We start from the raw sequence: 20,420 nt of genomic DNA on the forward strand, positions 1-20,420 counted from the left end.
CGGGCCTCCGCGGCCCGTCGCGGTCAGGCGCCGACCGCCCCGGTCAGGTGCGGGCCGCCGGTGTCAGGGAGTCGGCGCCGAGGGGTTCGGTGAGAAGGGTGACACCGGGGAGGGCGTGCCCGGCGGATCGACGTTCGGGCGGCCGGACACGGCCGTCCCCGGCTCCGGATGCGTACCGGGACCGGTGGCCTGGCCGGTGGGGCGCGGGCCGGGGTCCTCGCGGAGGCCGTCCTCGGCCGTGGGGGCGTGCCGGTGGGACACGGCGGGCGTGGGCGTCCGGCGCGGACGGACGGTGCCAGGTGCGGACGTGCGCGGGGCGGCCGTGTGCGGGCTCGGAGACCCTGACGGCGAGGCGGGCGAGGCGGCCGAGGGCGAGGCGGTGCCCGCCGTCGTGGGCGCCGGGGCCGCCGAGCGGGCGGCGGCCGGTCGCGGGCCGTGCGCCGGGGCGGAGCAGCCGCTCAGAGTGAGCACGGCCAGGGCGGCGGCGCCCCCGCCCGACAGCACGACCGTCCGCAGCACCCGCATGGCCCCTCGCTTCCCCCCTGGCGTGCACCGTGCCCGCGCGACGGATGCTCGCACATCGCCAACTGCCGTGCGCCGGCGGGTCGGTGAGATCGGCGCGGGGTCAGAGCCAGCCCTTCTCCCGGGCGATGCGGACGGCTTCCGCGCGGTTGCGGGCGCCGGTCTTCTGGATGGCGGTGGAGAGGTAGTTGCGGACGGTGCCCTCGGACAGGAGGAGGCGGCGGGCGATCTCGGCGTTGACGGCGCCGTCGGCGGCGGCGTGGAGCACGTCGCGCTCGCGGGCGGTCAGCGGGTCGGGGCCCTCGGCGAGCGCGGCCGCCGCGAGCGTGGGGTCGATGACCCGCCGGCCCGCCAGCACCTGCCGTACGGCCTCGGCGAGTTCGGCCGCCGGCGCGTCCTTGACCAGGAACGCCTCCGCGCCCGACTCCATCGCGCGGCGCAGGTACCCCGGCCGGCCGAAGGTCGTCACGATGACGACCTTGACGCGCGGGGTCTCGCGGCGCAGCGCGGCCGCGGCCTCGATCCCGGTCATGCCCGGCATCTCGATGTCCAGCAGCGCCACGTCGGGGGCGTGCGCGCGGGCCGCCGCGACCACCTCGTCGCCGCGTGCCACCTGCGCGACCACCTCGATGTCGTCCTCGAGCCCGAGCAGGGTCGCCAGCGCCTCCCTGACCATGGACTGGTCGTCGGCGAGCAGCACCCGGATGATCCCCGTCATTCCGGCAGGCTACCGGTGCAGGTGGGCCCCCGTCCCGCTCCAGGTCGCGGTGGGCGGCCCCCGCCAGCCGTCGATCTGCAGGTGCGCGACCAGGCCGTCCTCGACGGTGAAGGCGAGCGTCGCGTCGTGCGGGGCCACGTCGCGCGCCGGCGGCAGCACGCGCGCGCCGACCAGGGTCGTGTCCGCCTCCGTGCGGTCGCCCACGAGCCGCATCTTCACGTGCGGCCCGGCGCACTCCCCCGCGCACCAGTCACGCAGCTCCTCGCGGCCGTGCAGGGCCGGGCCCTCGCCGTCGTCGAGGATCGCGTCGCCGGTGACGGCAGCGGCGAAGTCCTCCGGGTGCCAGGCGTCCATCGCCTCCAGCGCGGCAGCCACGGCGACCGGCATCGAGTCGCGCCGGACGCTGTACTGCCCGCGCCCGTGCGCGGTCGCCGGCCCCTGCGCCTTGCGCCGCGGCAGGTGCGCGACGACGGCCGGGGAGACGTGGATGTGGACGGGCAGGTGGGCCGGGAGGTTCTGCATGCTCGTCCACTCCAGGTATCCGTGGAGCACGCCCCTCACCTCCCGCGGCCGCGGCGGTCCCACCGTCCGCTTTCCAGTGTCGCGCGGGCGGCGCGTCCCCGCCGGTCCGGCGGCCGCCGGACCTCCCGGCGGCCGGTCAGCCTCCGGCCGGCCGGTCGGCGGCGACCGCGGGGAAGACGGTCCAGCCGTCGACCTCGGTGACACCGTCGCCCACGATGAGGTCGCCGCGGGAGGTGACGGCGTCCAGCAGGGCGCGGACCGTGCCGGGCTCGTGGAGGTTCAGGCAGCGGCCGTCGGTGGTGCCGACCGTGCCGGAGGGGGTGTAGCCGTCGGGGACGAGGTGTCCGGGGCAGCTCGCGAAGACGACGCGGAAGCGGCCCAGCGCCCCCGGCCGGCGGACGGTGAGGACCTCGCAGCAGTCCTCGTAGTGCCCGGGCTCCCCATGGTGCTCATGCCGCACCGACCAGAGAAACGTGTCGCCGCCGATGACCAGCTGCCGCGGCGTTCTGCTGCTGCGCGTCATCTGTCGATGCTAGGGCCGCCGGCATCCACAGGCACCGCACAGAACCGGCCACGACGGAAACCCGCCACGCGCCGCCCCGCCGTACCCCCTCACGCCCCGCTTCGGACCCGCCCGGCCCGGTCGGACCCGTGCGCTGCGGGTGCCGGGCGGTGTGAGGTGGGGTACACGACGGGGTGGGCGGATTCCTGGCCGCGGGGACGGGTGGGCGGGGAGAATGGTCGCGTCGGGGTGGGCGGCGAGCCCGCCGCCGGCACGCTGTCCGGGTGGGAACGCCGCGACCGGAGGTCGATGTCGAATGGACGCACAGGCCTGGCGGGCGCACCCGCAACCGGGGCCGCGGATCGCGGCGGAGTGGCGCTGGCCGGGTGACGCGGCCGCGCTGTGGGCAGTGGTGACGGGCGTCGGCGTGCTGGTGCTGGCCGCCGTGCTGCCGATCGAGACCGTCGACAACGGGCACGCCGGGGTGCAGCCCCGGCACAGCCTGCTGCGGGTGCACGGCGCCGCGGTGCTGCTGCCGGCCGCCGTGCCGCTGCTCGTCGCGCTGCTGGTGGCCGCCCTGCTGTACGCGGGACGGCACGGCGGCCGCCGCTGGGCGCACGCGGCGGCCTGGGCCCTGTCGACGGCACTGCTGGCCGCGGCCCTCGTCGGCTTCGTGACGTTCCTGATCGGCGTGTTCGTGCTGCCGACCGGTGTGCTGCTGGTCGCGGCCACCGTCATGGCGCACTCCGCCCGCCGGGCCGCGGGCGCGCGTTAGGGCGGGTCTCCGCGGCCCGGATCAGGCGCGCCGCACCAGGAGTTCGGTGTTGCGGTCGGTGGCGGTGCCGGCCGACGACGTGCGCACGCCGCCCGACATGGCCTCCGGCAACCCGGGCGCGTTGTAGGACAACTCCCGGTAGAGGGAGGCGAGTCCGGTCTGGGAGAGGTCCGCGAGGTCGGTGCGGTAGGGCGCGCCGGACTCGATGAGGGTGGTGAACAGCGACAGCGTGCCGTCGTGGTTGTCGACCAGCTCGATGACGCGCGCGTGGTGCGGATAGTCCACGTGGGACGCGGTGTTGACCTCCCAGAAGGAGCGGGCCGCGGCGGCGTGGCGGTGCGGTGTGATCTTGTTGACGTGGCTGTGGCCGTTGATCCAGGCGACGACGTTGGGGAAGCGGCTCAGCAGGTCGATGACGTCCTGGCCGTCGTGCCGGTCCTCCTCCGGCCGCCCGGCGTCGCGGCGGCGCGTCATGCTCGGGCTGTGGTGGTGGCTGAACACGAGGACCAGCGCGTCGTCGGCGGCCGCGTTGCGCACCACGTGCCCGTCGGCGTCGTAGGACAGCGCGCTGTACGACGCGAGGGTCCGCTCCAGCCAGTCCATCTGCGCGCTGCCCACCGAGCCCTGGAAGTGGCCGCTGCGGTAGGTGGTGTCGAGGCTGATGCCGACGACCCCGTCGGCGATCGGGAACGTGTAGTAGAGCAGGTCGTCGTTGAGGTTGTCCTGGGTGTAGCCGTGGCCGGCCGGGCCGGCGCCCGCGTGCGCCGGGTCCAGGTGGGCGGTCAGGTACTCGTGCGGGGTGAACAGCGCGCGGTCCGGGTCCGGCGTGATGGTGCGGGCCTTGGCCGCGTTGCGGGTCAGGATGTCCTTGAAGACCGTGCTCTTGGGGTCGTCACCGGTGTTCAGCACCTTGGCGTAGGCGGCGGCGTCCGCGTCGGAGACGGTCAGCAGCTTGAGGCCGCCGACGGCCACGTCCCGCAACTGCGGGTCCTCGGGCGCCAGGCAGCCGCCGGGCAGCGCGTCGTGGTTGCCGGGCGTGGAGAACCACGGGACGGCGAGGCCCGGGCTGGTCACCGGGCGGATCGCCGCCTCCAGGTAGCCGGGGATGTACGGCATGCCGCGCAGCTTGTCGACGTCCCGCAGCGCGCTCTCGGCCTGCCAGAACAGCCGGAGGCCCGAGTCCTGGGTGCCCTCGTAGTGCGCCGGGTCACCGGTGTTGGGGGTGATCCGGCCGCCGCTCATCACGGTCAGGAACCACTGCAGCTCGATCGTCAGGTTGCTGTCGACGTTGTCGCCGGTCGACATCGCGAAGGCCATCGGCCGCCCCGTGTGCGGGCCGTTCTTCAGCGCGTTGACCTGCTCGATGAGCGCCACGGCCCCGGGCACGGTCAGCGCCTCCTGCAGCCGCCACGAGCCGAGCGAGCGGGTCCGCAGGAACTCGGTGCGCAACGGGCTCTGCACGTCGGCCAGATGGAGGTCGGTGAGCTGGGCGAAGCAGGCCAGCGGGGTGCGCCGGGTGTCCCGGCCGGAGCCCGCCGGGGCCAGGTCGGTGCGCACCGCCAGCGGCCAGCCCGGACCCTGCACGATCCGGCGGTAGCCGTGGCTGCCGCTGATCCTGGCGGTCGTGTCGAGGGTGGTCAGCCCGAACGGCGCGGGCCGGCGCACGGCGGCCCTGGGGGCCTCGTGCAGTGCCTGCGCCGGCACGGCGGCCCGGACGGGGTCGGGTGCGGCCCGCGAGGGCCGCACGAGGGCGGGGCCGGTGCGGCCCTCCAGCGCGGCCAGCGGCCAGCCGGCGCCGACCGCCGCGACGGCGGCACCGGAACTGAGAAGGAAATGACGGCGGTTGACGGCGGATCGGGTCCCGGTCATGAGGGGTCCTCCGGTGCGGTGCGCCGCGTCGGCACACGGTCACTGAGCCGAATGTCTCCTCATGAATCTCACCGGCAACGATGGCGCCGGTGTGAACATCCCAGGAACGCGGTTCGTCGGAAAACCCCAGTTCAGGCGCCTGGACCGGGAATTCATCCGCTGGATGCCGGCGCGTGTCCGCGACGTCGCGTCCGGCCGGCGTCGCCGGGCCCGCGCGGGCACGCACACGCGCACGCAGGCGCGCGCGCCGCCTCGTCGGGCTCGTCCGGGTGGACCCCTACGAGGACGACTCTCCGCGGCGCTCGCGCACGCACCGGCCGCCGCCGGACCCGCCCGCCGGACGGACGGCGCGACGAACGGGGCTCGCCCTCAGAGCCAGCCCCGTTCGTCGGCCACCCGCAACGCCTCGATCCGGTTGCGGGTCGCGGTCTTGGCGATCGCGGCGGACAGGTAGTTGCGGACGGTGCCCTCCGACAGGTACAGCCGGGCGGCGATGTCGGCCACGCCGGCGCCCGAACGGGTCGCGTTGAGGACGTCGCGCTCGCGGCCGGTGAGCGGGGAGTCCCCGGCGGCGAGCGTCGCCGCGGCCAGGGCCGGGTCGACCACCCGCTCGCCCGCCACGACCCGCCGGATCGCGTCCGCGAGCGTCTCGGGCGGCGCGTCCTTGACGACGAAGCCGACGGCACCGGCCTCCATCGCCCGGCGCAGGTAGCCGGCCCGGCCGAAGGTCGTCAGGATCACCACGCGGCACGCGGGCACACGGGCGGCCAGCACCGCGGCCGCGGCCAGCCCGTCGAGGCCCGGCATCTCGATGTCGAGCAGTGCCACGTCCGGCCGGTGGGCCGCGGCGGCGTCGGCGACCTCGTCGCCGCGTCCGACGGAGGCCACGACCTCGAAGTCGTCCTCCAGGTCGAGCAGCGCGGACAGCGCGCCGCGGATGAGGTCCTGGTCGTCGGCGAGCAGCAGGCGGATCGTCACGAAGGTGTTCTCCCCACTTTTTCCCCGCCGAACGTCACGCGCAGGCGCCAGCCGCGCGGCACGAGCGGCCCGGCGTCGACCCGCCCGCCGGCGGCCGCGACGCGTTCCCTGAGCCCGGTGAGCCCGTTCCCCTCGGCGGGCGGCCGCGGGCCGGCGACGGGGCCCGCGGTCTCGAACGTGACGGCGTCGGCATCAGCGGGGCCGTCGGCGTGGGCGTGGGCCTCGGCATCAGCGGGGCCGTCGGCGTCGGCGGGAGTCAATTGCCCTACGGGCATGGCGTTTTCGGGCTGGTGCGGGACGCCGGGGGCGGCGGGCCGCCCGGCGCCGTCGTCGCGGATCTCGACCAGCCCGGCGGCCAGCCGGACCGTGCAGCGGGTGGCGCGGGAGTGCCGGACGACGTTGGTCAGACCCTCGCGGACCACCCAGCCGAACAGCTCGCGGTGCTCGGCGGCGACCACGTCGACGGCGGTCGGCAGGTCGGCGACGATCCCGGCCGCCCGCAGCATCTCGCGGCCGCGGGCGAGTTCGCCGGCCAGGCTCACCTCGCGGTAGCCCGTCACCGCCGCCCGCACGTCGGCCAGGGCCTGCCGGGTCAGCTGCTCGACCTCGGTGACCTCGGCGAGCACGCGCGGCGACCCGGCCTCGGCGAGGCGCCGGGCGAGGGCGCTCTTGACCGTGATGACGGTCAGCGAGTGGCCCAGCAGGTCGTGCAGGTCGCGGGCGATACGGTTGCGCTCGGCCTCCGACGCCAGCCGCGCCACCTCGGCCCGCGCCTCCACCAGCGCGCGGTTGGTCGCGGCGATGCCCGCGAACGCGTGGACGGTGGCCGCGGTGAAGACCAGCGCGACGGCCTCGAACCAGCCGGGCCCGCTGTGCCACGGCCGGACGGCCACGGGCACGGCGAGGGCGGCGAGTGCCCCGGCGGCCGTGACGGGCACCGCGTACTGCCGCAGGAAGACGGCCACGAACGAGACGACGACCGCGCACAGGAAGAACGCGTACGCGCGGGCGAACGGCAGCTCGGCGGCGAACAGGGCGGTCATCACGCCGAGCAGCACGTACAGCCGCCCCCACGACCGCAGGGCGGCGCTGACGGCGGCCAGCGCGTAGCAGCAGCAGAACGCGGCCACGATCAGGTAGCCGGCGAGCGCGCGGCCGCCCGAGGCGTACTGCCCCAGGTTGGCGGCGGTCACGCACGGATAGGCGAGCATCCCGGCGGCCAGCAGCGTGCGGCGGCGGCCCTGCGCCCAGCCCTGCGGTTCGGCGTCGGACGACGACGTGCTCCCCGGCCCCTGGTCGGGGTCGGGGAGCGGGTCGCGCAGGGGTTCGCGGGGCGGTTCGCCGAGGGGCTCCCCGCCAGGGAGGGTCGACGTCACGAGCGCACCGGGGCGGGCTCGGTGACGGCGGCCGGGCAGCTGAACCGGTCGCGGACCGCGCGGCTGTTGGCGAGGGCCACCACGGCCACCAGCACCAGGCCGCAGGCGGACTGCTCGGCCTTCATCCACAGCGGGAAGGTGCCCGGCAGGCTGACGACGCCGACGACCGCGGCGACCGTGACGGCCGACAGGACGCGCAGCCTGCGGTACGCGCCGCGGGAGCCGCGGGCCGCCCGCACGGCGCACAGGTACATCACCAGGGCGCCGGCGGCCACGATGGTCCCGCGGATCCAGACGGCACTGTTGACGGCGGAGCTGTCGCCGCTGAGCGCCGCCGCGGCGCCCAGGGTCAGGACGCAGGCGGCCAGGTGGACGCGCAGCAGCAGCGTGATCCGGCGGAACGCCCGCGCGCTGTGCGGGGTGGGGCTGCCGGTGGAGATCGGGGCCGGGAGGCTGATCACGGCCGGGGGGAGGGTGAGGTCGGGGACGGGCCGGGTGGCGGTCGCGGTCTTCGCGTCGTGTGCGTTCATGTCTTCAGAGTGGCCGCCAAGGCCCCTGCCCCGGCAGTGAGTTCACCCATCACTCGGCCATGACATTTGTCAGCGGGGCCCGCCGGGCGGGTGGAACGGCCGGCCACGGGCACCGCGGTCCGGCGGGCCCGCCGGCCGCAGGCAGGGCGGTCCGGCGGGCGGGCGGATGGGCCGCCAAGCCAGGCGGAAGGGTCTGGCGGACGCGCCGAGCGTGGGCAGGGCAGGCGGACAGGCCGAGCGGTCCGGCGGGCGCGCCAGGCGCGGGCAGGGCATCCGGCACGCAGGGCGGGCGCGGCGGGGTGACCCGTGGGTCAGAAGCGCTGCCACCAGTGGCGTTTGCGCGGCGGGGTGACCGCGTGGACGGCCGGGCGCAGCAGGTCGAAGGTGACGACGGTCGCGCTCGCCGAGGGCGTGCTCGTGGCGGGCGCGCCGTCGGGCGCCTGTGCGGTCTCGGCGGCGGGCCTGGCCGCGGGCAGCACCAGCCCGAGGCAGACCAGCTTGACCTGGTCGTCGTCCATCGGCAGGGCGGCGAAGACCGGCGCGCCCGCGAAGCCCTCGGGCAGCGGCGTGGTCCAGCGGACCGGCGCCGTCGGGTCGTCGGAGGTGCGGGTGACCGCGCCGGCCAGCAGCACCTGCGGCCGTTCCGGGTGCTTGCCCCCGGACTCCTCGTCGACGGCGTGGCCGAGCACATACGCGGGCAGCGGCTCGACACCGATCAGCGCGATGTCCGCGGGCTGGGCGGCCAGGCCCGCGGTGACCTCGTCGGTCGTCCAGTGCCAGCCGCGCTTCTCGGCGTGGATGTGCAGGTCGGTGGTGGGCATGACGGCCACCCCGAGGTCGCCGAGCCGGGTCCACTTCTTCGCGAACGACGGCAGCACCAGCTCGTCGGCCGGCAGCTCGGGCGCCACGAGCCCCGGGCGCAGTGTGAACTGCCCCAGCGCGAAGCGGGTGCGGGCCTCCGCGGTGACGAGGTACTGGCGGATCACCTCGTGGTCCGACCCGGTCTCGACGAAGTCGTTGTACCAGAAGGCGGTGGCGAAGCTGCGGTCCGCGCGGGCCGCCTGGAACGGGAGCGTGGCGCGGCCCGCGGCGGCGAGGATGGCCTCCTCGACCAGCTTCAGCGGGTCCGTCCCGGCCGCGTCCGCGTCCCCGTCCCCCGGCTCTTCCGCGTCGGCGCCGGTGTCCGCGCCGTCGACGGCGGACGCGTCGTCAGTGCCGTCCGTGCCGGACGGTTCGGCGCCGTCGGCGCTGCCGGCGGGGTCCGCGTCGGTGGGGCGGGGCGGCGTCTCAGGGGTCTCGGGCACGATCCGGACCCTACTACCCGCCGCTACTCGCGCGTGCGTCGCCCGTCCGCCGCGACGGGCGCCAGGTCGAGCGGCACGGACGCCCTCAGGGTGAAGCCGCCGTCGCCGGCCCGGCCGGTGTCCAGGGTGCCGCCGGCCAGGATCAGCCGCTCGGTCAGCCCGGTCAGGCCGTTGCCGGGCCGCTGGTCCTCCGCCGGGCCGCGGCCGTCGTCGGAGACGGTGAGGGTGACGATGCCGCCCTCGGTGGTCAGCGCGACGACGCACGTGCCGGCGCCGCTGTGCCGCACCACGTTGGTGACGGCCTCGCGCAGCGCCCACGCCAGCGCGCCCTCGGCGTCCGGCGCGAGGCCCGGCGGCGGGCCGTCCGCGTGGACGCGGGCGCCGATGCCCGCCGTGGCCAGGGCCGTGCGGGCGCCGGCCAGCTCCGCGGTCAGCGTCGGCCTGCGGTAGCCGCTGACGGCCTCGCGGACGTCGACCAGGGCCTGCCGGCTGACCTTCTCGATGTCGGCGACCTGCTCGGCCGCGTCGCCGGGCCGGTCCGGCAGCATCCGGCCGGCCAGTTCGCTCTTCAGTGTGATCAGCGAGAGCGAGTGGCCGAGCAGGTCGTGCAGGTCGCGGGCCAGGCGCAGCCGCTCCTCCGTCGCCGCCAGGTGCGCCACCGTCTCCCGCGCCTCCCGCAGCTCCCGCATCGTGCGCACCAGCTGCTTGACGCCGATCATCGCGAACCCGCCCAGCAGCGCCGGGATCAGCAGCGCCGGGTACAGGTCGCCGGGCGAGTCCACGGCCGCGCCGATCGCGGCCAGCACCGCGGTCACGGCGGGCACCGCCCAGCGCGACTCCCGGAACGGCAGCGCGGCCCCGCACGCCACCGCCACGTACACGAACAGGACCAGCCACGGCTTGCCGAGCGTCGCCGACAGCAGCGCGGACAGCGCCGTCTGCGCGATCAGCACGCCGTACATCCACGGCTCGGGCTTCTCGGGCGTGTTGGTGCGCAGGAAGACCAGGGCCAGGTAGGCGACCACGAAGGCGGCCAGTCCCAGCGTGGCGGCCGCCGTGACGAGGGTCCCGTGGCCCCCGTCCGCCAGGTCGCTGACCGGCGCGCCCAGGTAGACCAGCCAGACGCCGACCCACGCGAGCTTGACCAGCGCCTGCCGCCGGGTCTCCGGGACGCGGGCGAGGGCGCCCGAGTCGGCGGCCTCCACCTGCTCGCGCCACGGCGGCCACTTCTCGCCGCTCCGGTCCCGCTGGCTGCTCATGCGACCGATCATGCCTTCCGGGTGTCCTTGCGGTACAGCCACGCCGCGGCGCCGGCGAAGAGCAGGAGGTACACGGCGAGGACGGTGACGTCCTTCGCGTGCGGGGCGTTCCCCAGCTCGATCGAGCGGCCGAGAGCCGCGTACGGTGCCGCGGGCAGGTAGCCGGCCATGGTCTGCAGCCAGTGCGGGAACAGGTAGAGGGGCGTCCACAGGCCACCGAGGATCGCCAGGCCGAAGTAGAAGATCATGGAGATCGGCCGGGCCGCGTCGGCCGTGGCGAGGTAGCCGATGGCGACGCCGAGCGCGGCGAAGACCAGGCTGCCGGCCCAGGTGGCGACGCCGATGCCGGCCCACTGCCAGGCCTTGAGGTGGACGTCCTTCACGGTGGCGCCCAGGATCAGCACGATCAGGATCGACGGGAGGCTGACGGTCGCCGCCGAGGCGATCTTCGCGGTGACGTAGCCGCGGCCGGGCAGCGCGGTCAGCCGCAGCTGCCGCACCCAGCCCTTCTCCCGCTCGCGGGCGATGCGCTCGGCGTTGCCCATCAGGACGGCCGTCATGGCGCCGAACGCGGCCATCGAGGTCATCAGGTAGGCCAGCGCCGACAGTCCGGTGTCGCCCGCCGTGGCGCCGCTCTTGTAGGTCAGGCTGATGCCGAGGAACAGCATCGCCGGGTACAGCACCGAGAAGAACATGAACTTGCGGTTCCGCAGGGTGCGGGTGATCTCCAGCTTGACCAGGGTCTTCATCGGTTCCCCGCCTCCTCGGCGGTCGCTGCGTCGGTGATGGCGAGGAAGGCCTGCTCCAGGCCGAGGCCGGAGACCTCCAGGTTCCGCGGGTACAGGCCGAGGCCGTACACCGCGTGCATGGTGGCGTCCGCGTCGTCGGAGCGGATGCGCACCGTCGGCCCGGTGACGTCGAGGCCGACCAGGTGCGGCAGCGTGCCCAGCAGGTCGGTGTCGACGGCGCCCTCCAAGTCGAAGGTGATCCGCCGGGCGCCGGCCCTGGCCTTGATCTCGGCGGCGGTGCCGTCGGCGATCAGCCGGCCCTGGTGGAGGACGAGGACGCGGTCGGCGATCGCGTCGGCCTCCTCCAGGTAGTGCGTGGCGAACAGCACGGTCCTGCCCTGGTCGACCTGCGCGCGCATGGTCGCCCAGAACGCCTGCCGGGCCGAGACGTCCATGCCGGTGGTGGGCTCGTCGAGCACGATGAGGTCGTTGGCGCCGGCCGTGGCCAGCGCGAACCGCACCCGCTGCTCCTGGCCGCCGGAGAGCTTGTTGACCTTGCGGTCGCCGATCTCGGTGATGCCGGCGGCGGCCATCACGTCAGCGGGCGGGTGGCGCCGCGGGTGCAGGTCGCAGGCCAGTCCGACCAGCTCGCGGACGGTGACCTCCTCCATGAGGCCGCCGGACTGCAGCATCGCGCCGACCCGTCCGGCCGCGATGGCCTGGGTGGGGCTCCGGCCGAAGACCTCGATGCCGCCGCGGTCGGGGTTCTTCAGGCCGAGCAGCAGGTCGAGGGCGGTGGACTTGCCCGCGCCGTTCGGGCCGAGGAGCGCGACGGTCTCGCCCGGGTACAGGGTCAGGCTGAGGTCGGTGACGGCCCTCACGGGGCCGAAGCTCTTGTCGACGCCGGAGAAGGCGACGACGGGCGCCGCGGGAGCGGCGCCGTCTGCGGGGGCGGCGGGACGCGGTGCGGTCCCGGACTTCGCGGCAGGTGCGGTCATGGCATCAGCGTCCCGCAGCGGCCCGTCCGGCGGCAGTGCCGCGGGGCGCGACTTCCGCATGACAGATGTCATGCCCACCGGGTGACGCCGCCTCGGCGCGGGCCGGCACCCGGCAGGTGCGGGGGGTGCGGGCGGTTGCGGGTGCACACACGTCCGCGTCCGGCCCCCTGAGCCGGACGCGGACGTGGATCGGCCCGTACCCGGGGAAATCTGGGGTGTCCGGGTACGGGCCGTTTCCGAAGGAGGCTGGGACTGAGCCCGGGTCAATGGGTGGAGGACTCAGTCCTCCTCAGTCGCCGCCTCCTCGATCGCGACGAGCGCCGGGTCGAGGACGATGTCCTCGCCCCGGGACTCGGTCGTCGGCTCCTCGGGGAAGTGGCAGGCCGTCAGGTGCCCGTCCTTGTTCCCGCCGATCTGCAGCAGCGGCGGCTCCTCCGACGCGCACTTGTCCTGGGCCTTCCAGCACCGGGTGCGGAAGCGGCAGCCGGACGGCGGGTTGATCGGCGACGGGACGTCACCGGCCAGCCGGATCCGCTCGCGGCCGTCGTCGTCCGGGTCGGCCTCGGGCGCCGCGCTGAGCAGCGCGTGCGTGTACGGGTGCCGCGGCCGGTTGTAGATGGAGTCGCGGTCGCCGATCTCGACGATCTTGCCCAGGTACATGACCGCGATGCGCTGCGAGAAGTGCCGCACGATCGCCAGGTCGTGCGCGATGAAGAGGAACGCGATGCCGAGTTCCTTCTGCACCTTCTGCAGCAGGTTGACGACCTGCGCCTGGATCGACACGTCGAGCGCCGAGACGGGCTCGTCCGCGACGATCAGCTTCGGGTCCAGGGACAGGGCGCGGGCCACGCCGATGCGCTGCCGCTGGCCGCCGGAGAACTCGTGCGGGAAGCGGTTGTAGTGCTCGGGGTTGAGACCGACGATCTCCAGGAGCTCGCGCACCCGGCGCTCCCGGCCGCCCGCCGGGTTGACGTCGTTGATCTCCATCGGCGCGGAGATGATCGAGCCGACGGTCTGCCGCGGGTTCAGCGACGCGTACGGGTCCTGGAAGATCATCTGGATCTCGGACCGGATCGGCGCCAGCTGCTTGCGGTTCTGGTGCGTGATGTCCTGGCCGGCGTACTTCACGCTGCCGGCCGTCGGCTCCAGCAGCCGGGTCACCAGGCGGCCGGTGGTCGACTTGCCGCAGCCCGACTCGCCCACCATGCCGAGCGCCTCGCCCGAGTTGATGTGGAAGTCGATGCCGTCGACCGCGCGCACGTCCCCGATCCGGCGCTTGACGAGGAAGCCGCCGTGGATCGGGAAGTACTTCTGCAGGCCGGTGACCTCGAGCAGCCGCTCGCCCGTCTCGGGGCGCGGCGCCGGAACTTTGTCCAGGGTCGTCTGTTCAGTCATTGCTTGTTCCTCGACTCCTGGTCAGCGCAGCCGCGGCTGGATCTGCTCGATGAAGATGTCACGCTTCTGGTCCACCGTCAGGTGGCAGGCCGAACCGCGACCGTCCGGAAGCTGCGGCCGCTCGGTGCGGCAGCGGTCCCCGCCCACGGTCTCCGCGAAGGCGCACCGGGGGTGGAACGGGCAGCCGGGCGGCGGGTTCAGGAGGCTCGGCGGGGAGCCCGGGATCGGCGCCAGCGGCACGTTCACGTCCGCCGACAGCCGCGGGATGGAGCCCAGCAGGCCCCAGGCGTACGGGTGTTCCGGCGTCTTGAGGATGTCCCGTACGGTGCCCCGCTCGACCGCGCGGCCCGCGTACATCACCACCACGTCGTCCGCGGTGTTGGCGATGACGCCCAGGTCGTGGGTGATCAGGATGATCGACGTGCCGGTCTCCTGCTGGAGGTCCTTGAGCAGGTCCAGGATCTGGGCCTGCACGGTGACGTCCAGCGCGGTGGTCGGCTCGTCGGCGATCACCAGCTCGGGGTCGCAGACCAGCGCCATGGCGATCATCGCGCGCTGCCGCATACCGCCGGAGAACTGGTGCGGGTAGTCGTCCACCCGGCTCTGCGGGTGCGGGATGCCGACCCGTCCGAGCATCTCGACGGCGCGCGCCTTCGCCTCCTTCTTGGAGGCGCCGGTGTGCTTCATGTAGGGCTCGGCGATCTGCCGGCCGACCGTGTAGTACGGCGACAGGGCGGTCAGCGAGTCCTGGAAGACCATCGCCATCTTCTTGCCGCGGAGCTTCTCCAGCGTCCGCTCCGAGGCGCCGGTCAGCTCCTGGCCGTCGAGCATGATCTCGCCGGCGATCGTGGTGTTGCGCGGGTTGTGCAGGCCGAGGATCGCCAGGTTGGTGACCGACTTGCCGGAGCCGGACTCGCCCACGATGCCGAGGGTCTTGCCCCGGTCGAGGTCGAACGACAGGCCGTCGACGGCCTTCACGGTGCCGTCCTCGGTGGCGAACTGGACGTACAGGTCGCGCACCGAAAGGAAGTGCTCGGATCCCTGAGGCGTGGGCTGGGCCTCGGGCTTCGTCAGAGTGGTCACGGGCGGGTTCTCCTACCGGGTGGTGCGCTGGTCGCGGCGGGTCTGGGCTGCCGCGCTCATGCGAGCCGGATCCGCGGGTCGATGAGGGCGTAGGCGGCGTCGACGACGATGTTGAAGATGACGATGGCGCTGGCACTGAAGATCATCACGGCCATCTCGAGCGGCAGGTCGAGGCTGAACACCGCGTTGACCGCGAGGTTGCCGAGACCGTGCAGACCGAAGGTGGCCTCGGTGATGATCGCGCCGCCGAAGACGCTGCCGAGGTCGATGCCGAAGATGGTGATGATGGACGCGGCGGCGCCGCGCAGCGCGTACCGGTAGAACACGTACTTGGAGCCCATGCCCTTGGCCCGGGCGGTGCGGATGTGGTCCTCCGCCATCTGCTCGACCATCAGGGAGCGGGTCTGGCGGCTGTAGTTGGACCAGAAGATGACCGACATCACCAGGCAGGGCAGCACGAGCCCGTTGAGGGAGCCGATCGGGTCGGACGTCCACGTCGGATCGTGACCGTGGTCGAGCCAGCCGAGGTTGTCGGCGAACAGCGCGATGGCCAGCGGGCCGATGAAGTAGATCTGGACCGAGTTGCCGAGCAGCGAGATGGAGCTGGCGACGCGGTCGAAGGTCTTGCCCTGCTGCCAGGCCGACAGCATGCCCAGGCCGACGCCGATGACGAGGAACGCCGCGGAGCCGCCGACGGCCAGCGAGAACGTCGTCGGGTAGCGGTCGGAGATCAGCGGCCAGATGGGCTGGTCGTTGGCGAAGGAGAAGCCGAAGCAGGGGGCGGCGCAGTTCTGGCCGTCAGGCATGTTGCGGCCGAAGAAGATGCCGCGGATGTAGTCGAAGTACTGCTGGTAGACCGGCTGGTCCAGGCCCATGCGGTGATGGATCGCCGAGACGAGGTCCTTGTTCGAGCAGTTCTTGCCACAGGCGAGCTGGGCGGGATCTGACGGCAGCACGAAGAACAGGAAGTACGTGACAGCGGTGATCAAGAACAGGATGACTATCGCGCCGAGGACGCGTCGTGTCAGGAAACGGAACATCGGGAGGCTCTTCCGTGGAAGCGCGAGCTGCGGCCGCGCGGTCAGATCCGGGGTCAGCCGGCCCCGGCGGATGCCGGGGCCGGCTGACCATCAAGGACTACTGCTTGACGAAGACGGAGCTGGCGTTGATGGTGCCGATCACCGAGTTGAAGGTGACGCCACCGAGGCCCGAGCCGTACACGTTGAAGTACTTGTCGAACAGGAACGGCACCTGCGCGGTGTCGGTCTGCAGCGAGTACTCCGACAGCTTCTCCCACTCCGCCGCCTGCTGGTTCAGGTCGGTGATCGCCTTGATGCGGTCGATCTCGGAGTTGATGTGCGGGTCGTTGAGGAAGGCGTAGTTGTTCGTGCCGTCCTGCAGGTTACGGCCGTCCATGGTCGGCGGGACCACGGTCGAGGCGTTCGGCCAGTCGGCGCCCCAGCCGGTGCGGTAGATGTCGTACTGGTTGTTGACCTTGCCGACGACCGTGTAGAAGGAGGTCGGGTCGATCGGCTTGCGCACGACCTGGAAGCCCGCCTTCTCCAGCGCGTTCGCGACGGTCAGCGAGATGTTCTGCCACTTCGGCGTGTTGGCGTACGGGAAGACCAGCTTCGGGTGCGGCTGGCCGGCCTCGGCGAGCAGCGCCTTGGCCTTCTCGACGTCACCGGTCGGCTTGGCGAGCTTGCCGAACGGGTCGAACTGCTTCCAGCCGGCGACGGTCGGGCTGATCAGCGTGGTGCCGAGGTCGCCCTGGGCCGCGCCACCGAACGCCTGCTGCACCTGGGCCATCGGGAACGCGTAGGCGATCGCCTGGCGGACCTTCGGGTTGGTGATGCGCTTGGTGTTGATGTCGAGGGTCTCGACGTACGGCTGGTACTCGTTGACCGTCCGCGACTTGTACTGGCCGCCACCCACCAGGGTGCTCATCTGCGACGGGTCGGCCACGCCGGACAGGTCGATGGCGTTCTTGTCGTCGCCGGAGCCGGCCATGATGCGCTGCGTCAGACCCGGCTGCTGGATGCCCAGCTGGAAGTTCCACGAGTCCGGGTACGCGTTGCGGATCGGGTCCGTCTTCGGGTCCCAGTACGGGTTCCGCTTGAAGACCAGGGACTTGCCGGACTTGTACGAGGCGATCATGTACGGGCCGGAGGAGACCGGGTGGTTGTTGTACGCGCCCTTGTCGTCCTTGGACTTCTCGACCGGGGCGGTGACCGGCATGGCCATCGCGTACGGGGCGTCCGCGTGCGCGTCCTTGAAGTGGAAGACGATGGTCTTCTCGTCCGGGGTCGCGAGGATGGTGTCCGGGATCTCCTGGCCGGTGTACGGGCCCTTGTAGAGCTTCCGGTAGTCCGGGCCGTACAGCCAGGACTGGAGGTACTGCGGGCCCTGGGTCTCGAAGTCGGCGTACAGGCGCTCGATGCTGTACTTGATGTCCTTCGACGTGATCGGCGTGCCGTCGTCGAACTTCAGGCCGTCCTTGAGGGTGTACGTCCAGGTCTTGCCGCCGTCCGACATCTTGCCGGTGTCGGTGGCCATGTCGCCGACGAGGATCGTCTTCCCGGTCTTCGGGTCGATCTTGTAGCCGGTGAGCGTACGCGCGTAGAGGACCGAGACCGACAGCTGGTCGCTGACGTACTGCTGACCCGGGTCCAGGTAGTCGAAGCCGGCCTGGTCCATGTCCTGGACCGTGCCGCCCTTGACCGCACCGGCCACGGCCGGGGCCGGGCCGGTGGAGTCGGCCGCGGTGCCGAGGCCGTAGTTCGGGACAGTCGCCTTCGGGCCCCCCGTGTTGCCCTTGCTGCCGCCGCCGTTGCCACCGCCGCCGTTGCCGCTGCTGCACGCGGCGGTCAGCGACAGCGCGCCGGCCGCCACGAGGGCTGCCGCCAAGCGAACCTTGCTGTTTCTCATGAAATCCTGCCTGTCACTGGTGAACTGCCACCGATGCCGACGCCCGTGCCCGCAGGAGACGGGGCCGGTTCGACGACCTGGACAACTGGTGAGTGGTGCTGCTAGCGGACTAGCGAAGGGTCTTCGGGTCGAGAGCGTCCCGGACCGAGTCCCCGAGCAGGTTGAAGGCGACCACGAAGATCACCATCGCGATACCCGGGAAGAACATGAAGGTGATGTCGTTCGAGTAGAACGTCGCACCGGTCTGGAACATCAGGCCCCAGTCCGGGGTCGGCGGGAGCATGCCGACGCCGAGGAAGGACAGGCCCGCCTCCGCGGTGACGAACACCGGGAGCATCAGGGTCGACTGGACCAGGATGGTGCTCCACAGGTTCGGCAGCAGCTCCTTGCGGATGATGCGCCAGGAGGACGCGCCGCTGATCCGGGCCGCCTCCACGAACTCCCGCTCACGGAGGCTGAGGACCTGGGCGCGCACCAGGCGGCCGATGCTCATCCAGCCGAGCAGGAACTGCAGCGCGATCAGTACGAAGGGGCGCACCCACCAGGACTCCTGGTCGCCGACACCCACGAAGAGGGAGATCGCCACCGGGGAGAACGCGATGTAGAACAGCTGCGACGGGAACGACAGCATGAAGTCCGAGAACCGGCCCATGAAGTAGTCGGTCTTGCCGCCGAGGTAGCCCTGCACGAGACCGAACAGCACGCCGGTGACGATCGAGACGATCGTCACCACCGCCGCGATGCCGAGCGAGTTGCGGATGCCGTACAGCAGCAGCGCGAACACGTCGCGGCCCAGCTGGGGTTCGATGCCGAACCAGTGGGTGGAGCTGATGCCGCCGTTGGGCGCGATCGGCAGGCCGTAGCTGTTCAGCAGGCCGTCGTCCTGGCCGTACAGGTCGTAGGCGTTCTGCCCGTAGAGCTTGACGATCAGCGGCGCCAGGACGGCGACGATCAGGAAGCCCGCCACGACGATCGCACAGGCGATGCCGGTCTTGTCTCGCTTGAAGCGGAGCCAGGCCAGTTGGCGCGGCGTCCGACCGGCGAGATCCGGGGTGCCCTTTCCACCCGGTGTGCCGGGTATGCCCTCGGGCTCGAGGGTGAGGCTGCCGCCGTCAGCGGAAGCCTGGCTTGGACTCGTCATTCGTTACATCCCCCGGGACCGAGAGCGTGCGTTGCGACGCCTTGCGTGCGTCGCGGGTTGAGCGGACTTTCGCAATGGAATCAACTTCCAGTCAAGGGGTGACGGGGGGAAGAAAGCTTGTTGTTTGGCATCTTGAGCGAAGGTTTTGCAGATCGTCCTCCGTACGTGCTTGACATCGTTCGACAAGAACGGACACATCGGATATGTCGGCGCAGATCGCGTTTACATGCTGGCAACTTGACTGTCGCGACACCGATATACGGACCGAGCAGTCTGAACAACGTACGGCCGTGCGGGTGCCGTAGGCCGGCCGGGGTGTGTTCGAGGCCCCGGCCGGCCGCCCCCCGCGAAAGCCCGCAGACCCTGCTCAACCCCCTGTTTCCCGCTGCCGATCGGCTGTTCCTCCCCCGGAGGTGCGGGTATATCTGGGGCACGACAGCGGGCCCTGGGGGAAGAAGGCCGATGGGACAGACGATGCAGCCTGGCTGGGGATACGCCGGGCAGGGGGCCGCGGGCGGTGCCGCGGGGGGAACGGCAGGGGGAACGGCGGGCGGGCGGCTCTCACCGGGCGCGCGCGTCACCGGCGTCCTGATCTGCGCCGTTCTGCTGGGCGTGGAGCTCGCCTGGGTGGTCCGCGACGTGCGGGCGGCCGGCGTCCACGACACCGTGTGGATGTGGCTGGCGCTCAGGAACCCCGCGGAGCGCGGGCCGTTCCCGGCGACCGGCGGGCTGGACGTGGTGCTGGTCGCGGCGCTCGCCGGGGCCCTGATCGCCGGCCGCCGCCTCGCGTCCTGCTGGGCGTTCCTGGCCGCCGGACTGTTCGCCCTGGTCTTCCGGGTGCCGGGGCTGTGGGTCTTCACCGCCCGGTGGAGCAAGGGCACGCCGCTGCACGACCGGGCGCTGAGCACCGCGGTCGCCTTCACGGTCGGCGGCGCCGCCCTGGTGCTGGTGGCGCTGCTGGGCCGGCAGCCCGCGGACGCGGCCCCGGCGGGAGCCGCCCCGCGGGACGCGGAGCCGGCACCGCCCGGTGCCGCCGCGGGGATCGTCGCCGGGCTGGCGCTGGTCGCGGTCGCGCTGGAGACGGCGGGCTGGCAGGTCTTCTACCTCCACCAGTACGGCGGCCGGGACTACCCGCCGCACCTGTACAAGCACCTGGTCACCGGCGAGGGCACGCTGTCCTCGCTGCTCGCCCCGCCCTTCGCCTATGCCGCCTGGCTGACCGCCGTCCTGGCCGTCGTGTGCGCGGTCCTGGCGTTCCGGCGGGCGCCGGCCGCCCGGCCGCTGGGCCTGGCCCTGGGTCTGCTGGTGCTGTTCGACGGCGTGATCGACCTGTGCAGCTGGCACGCCGCGCACCTGCTGTTCAAGACCCGCGACGTACCGACGTCGCTGGTCGCCGAGCAGGTCTTCGCGGTCTTCGACATCGCGGCCGGGCTGCTCGTACTGGTGCTGCTGGCGCAGCGCGGCACGGTGCGCCCCGGCACTCCGGCCGGTCCGGCGTGGCCCCCGCGGCAGCCGCCCGCCTGGCAGGCCGCCGGCGGTCAGCGCCCGGCGTGGGGCTCCCCTTATCAGCAGCCCCCGCTGCCACCCGGGTATCAGGTGCCCCACCAGTCCCCGGGCGCGGGCGGGTTCGGCCCGCCGCCGGAATTGCCGCCCAATCTGCCGCCTGGGACACCGCCGCCGCCCGCCGGGCCTCCGGCGACCCCACCGCCGGGCCCGGGGGCGCCGCCGCGCGACTGGCCCTCGGACTCCCGGTAGGTCCTCGCGTGGACGGGTCCGGCCGGGCCGGCACCCG

The 20,420-nt window shown here is 73.0% G+C and carries 18 protein-coding genes; 2 read left to right on the plus strand and 16 right to left on the minus strand.

Annotation, left to right across the window (positions count from 1 at the left end):
• Nucleotides 1-625: 625 nt before the first annotated feature.
• From BMW99_RS08095 to BMW99_RS08105, 3 genes are all read right to left on the minus strand, one after another.
• Nucleotides 626-1,240 (minus strand): response regulator transcription factor, encoded by a 615-nt coding sequence (locus BMW99_RS08095; RefSeq protein ID WP_075016503.1) that lies wholly within the window; start codon nucleotides 1,238-1,240, stop codon nucleotides 626-628.
• Between the two features lie 9 nt (nucleotides 1,241-1,249).
• A complete protein-coding gene (locus tag BMW99_RS08100) occupies nucleotides 1,250-1,792 on the minus strand; it encodes a hypothetical protein (protein ID WP_075016504.1) in 543 nt (180 codons plus the stop codon).
• A 106-nt stretch (nucleotides 1,793-1,898) separates the two neighbouring features.
• A complete protein-coding gene (locus BMW99_RS08105) occupies nucleotides 1,899-2,285 on the minus strand; it encodes a hypothetical protein (protein WP_075016505.1) in 387 nt (128 codons plus the stop codon).
• A gap of 295 nt (nucleotides 2,286-2,580) precedes the next feature.
• On the opposite strand from BMW99_RS08105, the gene BMW99_RS08110 reads away from it, so the two are divergent.
• Complete coding sequence (locus BMW99_RS08110; protein WP_075016506.1) at nucleotides 2,581-3,039, plus strand: hypothetical protein; 459 nt, start codon at nucleotides 2,581-2,583, stop codon at nucleotides 3,037-3,039.
• 21 nt (nucleotides 3,040-3,060) lie between these two features.
• On the opposite strand, the gene BMW99_RS08115 is transcribed toward BMW99_RS08110, so the two are convergent.
• From BMW99_RS08115 to BMW99_RS08175, 13 genes are all read right to left on the minus strand, one after another.
• Entirely contained in the window at nucleotides 3,061-4,908 is a 1,848-nt protein-coding gene (locus BMW99_RS08115; protein WP_075016507.1) for a TIGR03767 family metallophosphoesterase, read from the minus strand.
• 369 nt (nucleotides 4,909-5,277) lie between these two features.
• Nucleotides 5,278-5,886 carry a response regulator transcription factor gene (locus BMW99_RS08120; RefSeq protein ID WP_069464435.1) on the minus strand — a complete coding sequence of 203 codons (609 nt, stop codon included), beginning with the start codon at nucleotides 5,884-5,886 and terminating at the stop codon, nucleotides 5,278-5,280.
• Entirely contained in the window at nucleotides 5,883-7,262 is a 1,380-nt protein-coding gene (locus tag BMW99_RS08125; protein WP_075016508.1) for a sensor histidine kinase, read from the minus strand. The genes BMW99_RS08120 and BMW99_RS08125 overlap by 4 nt, the downstream gene beginning before the upstream one ends.
• Complete coding sequence (locus tag BMW99_RS08130) at nucleotides 7,259-7,792, minus strand: hypothetical protein (protein ID WP_143080519.1); 534 nt, start codon at nucleotides 7,790-7,792, stop codon at nucleotides 7,259-7,261. Before BMW99_RS08130 ends, BMW99_RS08125 begins: the two co-directional genes overlap by 4 nt.
• Before the next feature lie 311 nt (nucleotides 7,793-8,103).
• Nucleotides 8,104-9,096, minus strand: coding sequence for a hypothetical protein (locus BMW99_RS08135; protein ID WP_075016509.1), 993 nt, complete (start codon nucleotides 9,094-9,096; stop codon nucleotides 8,104-8,106).
• Nucleotides 9,097-9,119: 23 nt separating this feature from the next.
• On the minus strand, nucleotides 9,120-10,355 hold the full coding sequence (locus tag BMW99_RS08140) for a sensor histidine kinase (protein WP_079175988.1): 1,236 nt from the start codon (nucleotides 10,353-10,355) through the stop codon (nucleotides 9,120-9,122).
• A gap of 8 nt (nucleotides 10,356-10,363) precedes the next feature.
• Nucleotides 10,364-11,104, minus strand: a complete 741-nt coding sequence (locus tag BMW99_RS08145) for an ABC transporter permease (protein WP_069463082.1) — start codon at nucleotides 11,102-11,104, stop codon at nucleotides 10,364-10,366.
• Entirely contained in the window at nucleotides 11,101-12,081 is a 981-nt protein-coding gene (locus BMW99_RS08150) for an ABC transporter ATP-binding protein (RefSeq protein WP_069463084.1), read from the minus strand. Before BMW99_RS08150 ends, BMW99_RS08145 begins: the two co-directional genes overlap by 4 nt.
• Before the next feature lie 279 nt (nucleotides 12,082-12,360).
• Complete coding sequence (locus BMW99_RS08155) at nucleotides 12,361-13,476, minus strand: ABC transporter ATP-binding protein (protein WP_069463081.1); 1,116 nt, start codon at nucleotides 13,474-13,476, stop codon at nucleotides 12,361-12,363.
• 21 nt (nucleotides 13,477-13,497) lie between these two features.
• Nucleotides 13,498-14,559 carry an ABC transporter ATP-binding protein gene (locus tag BMW99_RS08160; protein ID WP_069463080.1) on the minus strand — a complete coding sequence of 354 codons (1,062 nt, stop codon included), beginning with the start codon at nucleotides 14,557-14,559 and terminating at the stop codon, nucleotides 13,498-13,500.
• A 56-nt stretch (nucleotides 14,560-14,615) separates the two neighbouring features.
• Nucleotides 14,616-15,599, minus strand: a complete 984-nt coding sequence (locus BMW99_RS08165) for an ABC transporter permease (protein WP_069463079.1) — start codon at nucleotides 15,597-15,599, stop codon at nucleotides 14,616-14,618.
• A 97-nt stretch (nucleotides 15,600-15,696) separates the two neighbouring features.
• Nucleotides 15,697-17,487: an ABC transporter substrate-binding protein gene (locus BMW99_RS08170; RefSeq protein ID WP_069463078.1), complete on the minus strand. Its 1,791-nt coding sequence runs from the start codon at nucleotides 17,485-17,487 to the stop codon at nucleotides 15,697-15,699.
• 109 nt (nucleotides 17,488-17,596) lie between these two features.
• On the minus strand, nucleotides 17,597-18,628 hold the full coding sequence (locus BMW99_RS08175) for an ABC transporter permease (RefSeq protein ID WP_069463077.1): 1,032 nt from the start codon (nucleotides 18,626-18,628) through the stop codon (nucleotides 17,597-17,599).
• 462 nt (nucleotides 18,629-19,090) lie between these two features.
• On the opposite strand from BMW99_RS08175, the gene BMW99_RS08180 reads away from it, so the two are divergent.
• The gene (locus BMW99_RS08180; protein ID WP_075016510.1) at nucleotides 19,091-20,383 is read left to right on the plus strand and encodes a hypothetical protein; all 1,293 of its coding nucleotides are present in this window, start codon (nucleotides 19,091-19,093) and stop codon (nucleotides 20,381-20,383) included.
• The last annotated feature ends 37 nt before the right edge of the window (nucleotides 20,384-20,420 follow it).

The organism is Actinacidiphila rubida (assembly GCF_900110255.1).
GTDB classification, from domain to species: domain Bacteria; phylum Actinomycetota; class Actinomycetes; order Streptomycetales; family Streptomycetaceae; genus Actinacidiphila; species Actinacidiphila rubida.

Excerpts from the sequence above, each read along its gene's own strand:
- BMW99_RS08165 (WP_069463079.1), bottom strand. The coding sequence starts at position 15,599 with ATGTTCCGTTTCCTGACACGACGCGTCCTCGGCGCGATAGTCATCCTG.
- BMW99_RS08170 (WP_069463078.1), bottom strand. The coding sequence starts at position 17,487 with ATGAGAAACAGCAAGGTTCGCTTGGCGGCAGCCCTCGTGGCGGCCGGC.
- BMW99_RS08095 (WP_075016503.1), bottom strand. The coding sequence starts at position 1,240 with ATGACGGGGATCATCCGGGTGCTGCTCGCCGACGACCAGTCCATGGTC.
- BMW99_RS08180 (WP_075016510.1), top strand. The coding sequence starts at position 19,091 with ATGGGACAGACGATGCAGCCTGGCTGGGGATACGCCGGGCAGGGGGCC.
- BMW99_RS08150 (WP_069463084.1), bottom strand. The coding sequence starts at position 12,081 with ATGACCGCACCTGCCGCGAAGTCCGGGACCGCACCGCGTCCCGCCGCC.
- BMW99_RS08115 (WP_075016507.1), bottom strand. The coding sequence starts at position 4,908 with ATGACCGGGACCCGATCCGCCGTCAACCGCCGTCATTTCCTTCTCAGT.
- BMW99_RS08145 (WP_069463082.1), bottom strand. The coding sequence starts at position 11,104 with ATGAAGACCCTGGTCAAGCTGGAGATCACCCGCACCCTGCGGAACCGC.
- BMW99_RS08175 (WP_069463077.1), bottom strand. The coding sequence starts at position 18,628 with ATGACGAGTCCAAGCCAGGCTTCCGCTGACGGCGGCAGCCTCACCCTC.
- BMW99_RS08155 (WP_069463081.1), bottom strand. The coding sequence starts at position 13,476 with ATGACTGAACAGACGACCCTGGACAAAGTTCCGGCGCCGCGCCCCGAG.
- BMW99_RS08105 (WP_075016505.1), bottom strand. The coding sequence starts at position 2,285 with ATGACGCGCAGCAGCAGAACGCCGCGGCAGCTGGTCATCGGCGGCGAC.
- BMW99_RS08110 (WP_075016506.1), top strand. The coding sequence starts at position 2,581 with ATGGACGCACAGGCCTGGCGGGCGCACCCGCAACCGGGGCCGCGGATC.
- BMW99_RS08140 (WP_079175988.1), bottom strand. The coding sequence starts at position 10,355 with ATGAGCAGCCAGCGGGACCGGAGCGGCGAGAAGTGGCCGCCGTGGCGC.
- BMW99_RS08130 (WP_143080519.1), bottom strand. The coding sequence starts at position 7,792 with ATGAACGCACACGACGCGAAGACCGCGACCGCCACCCGGCCCGTCCCC.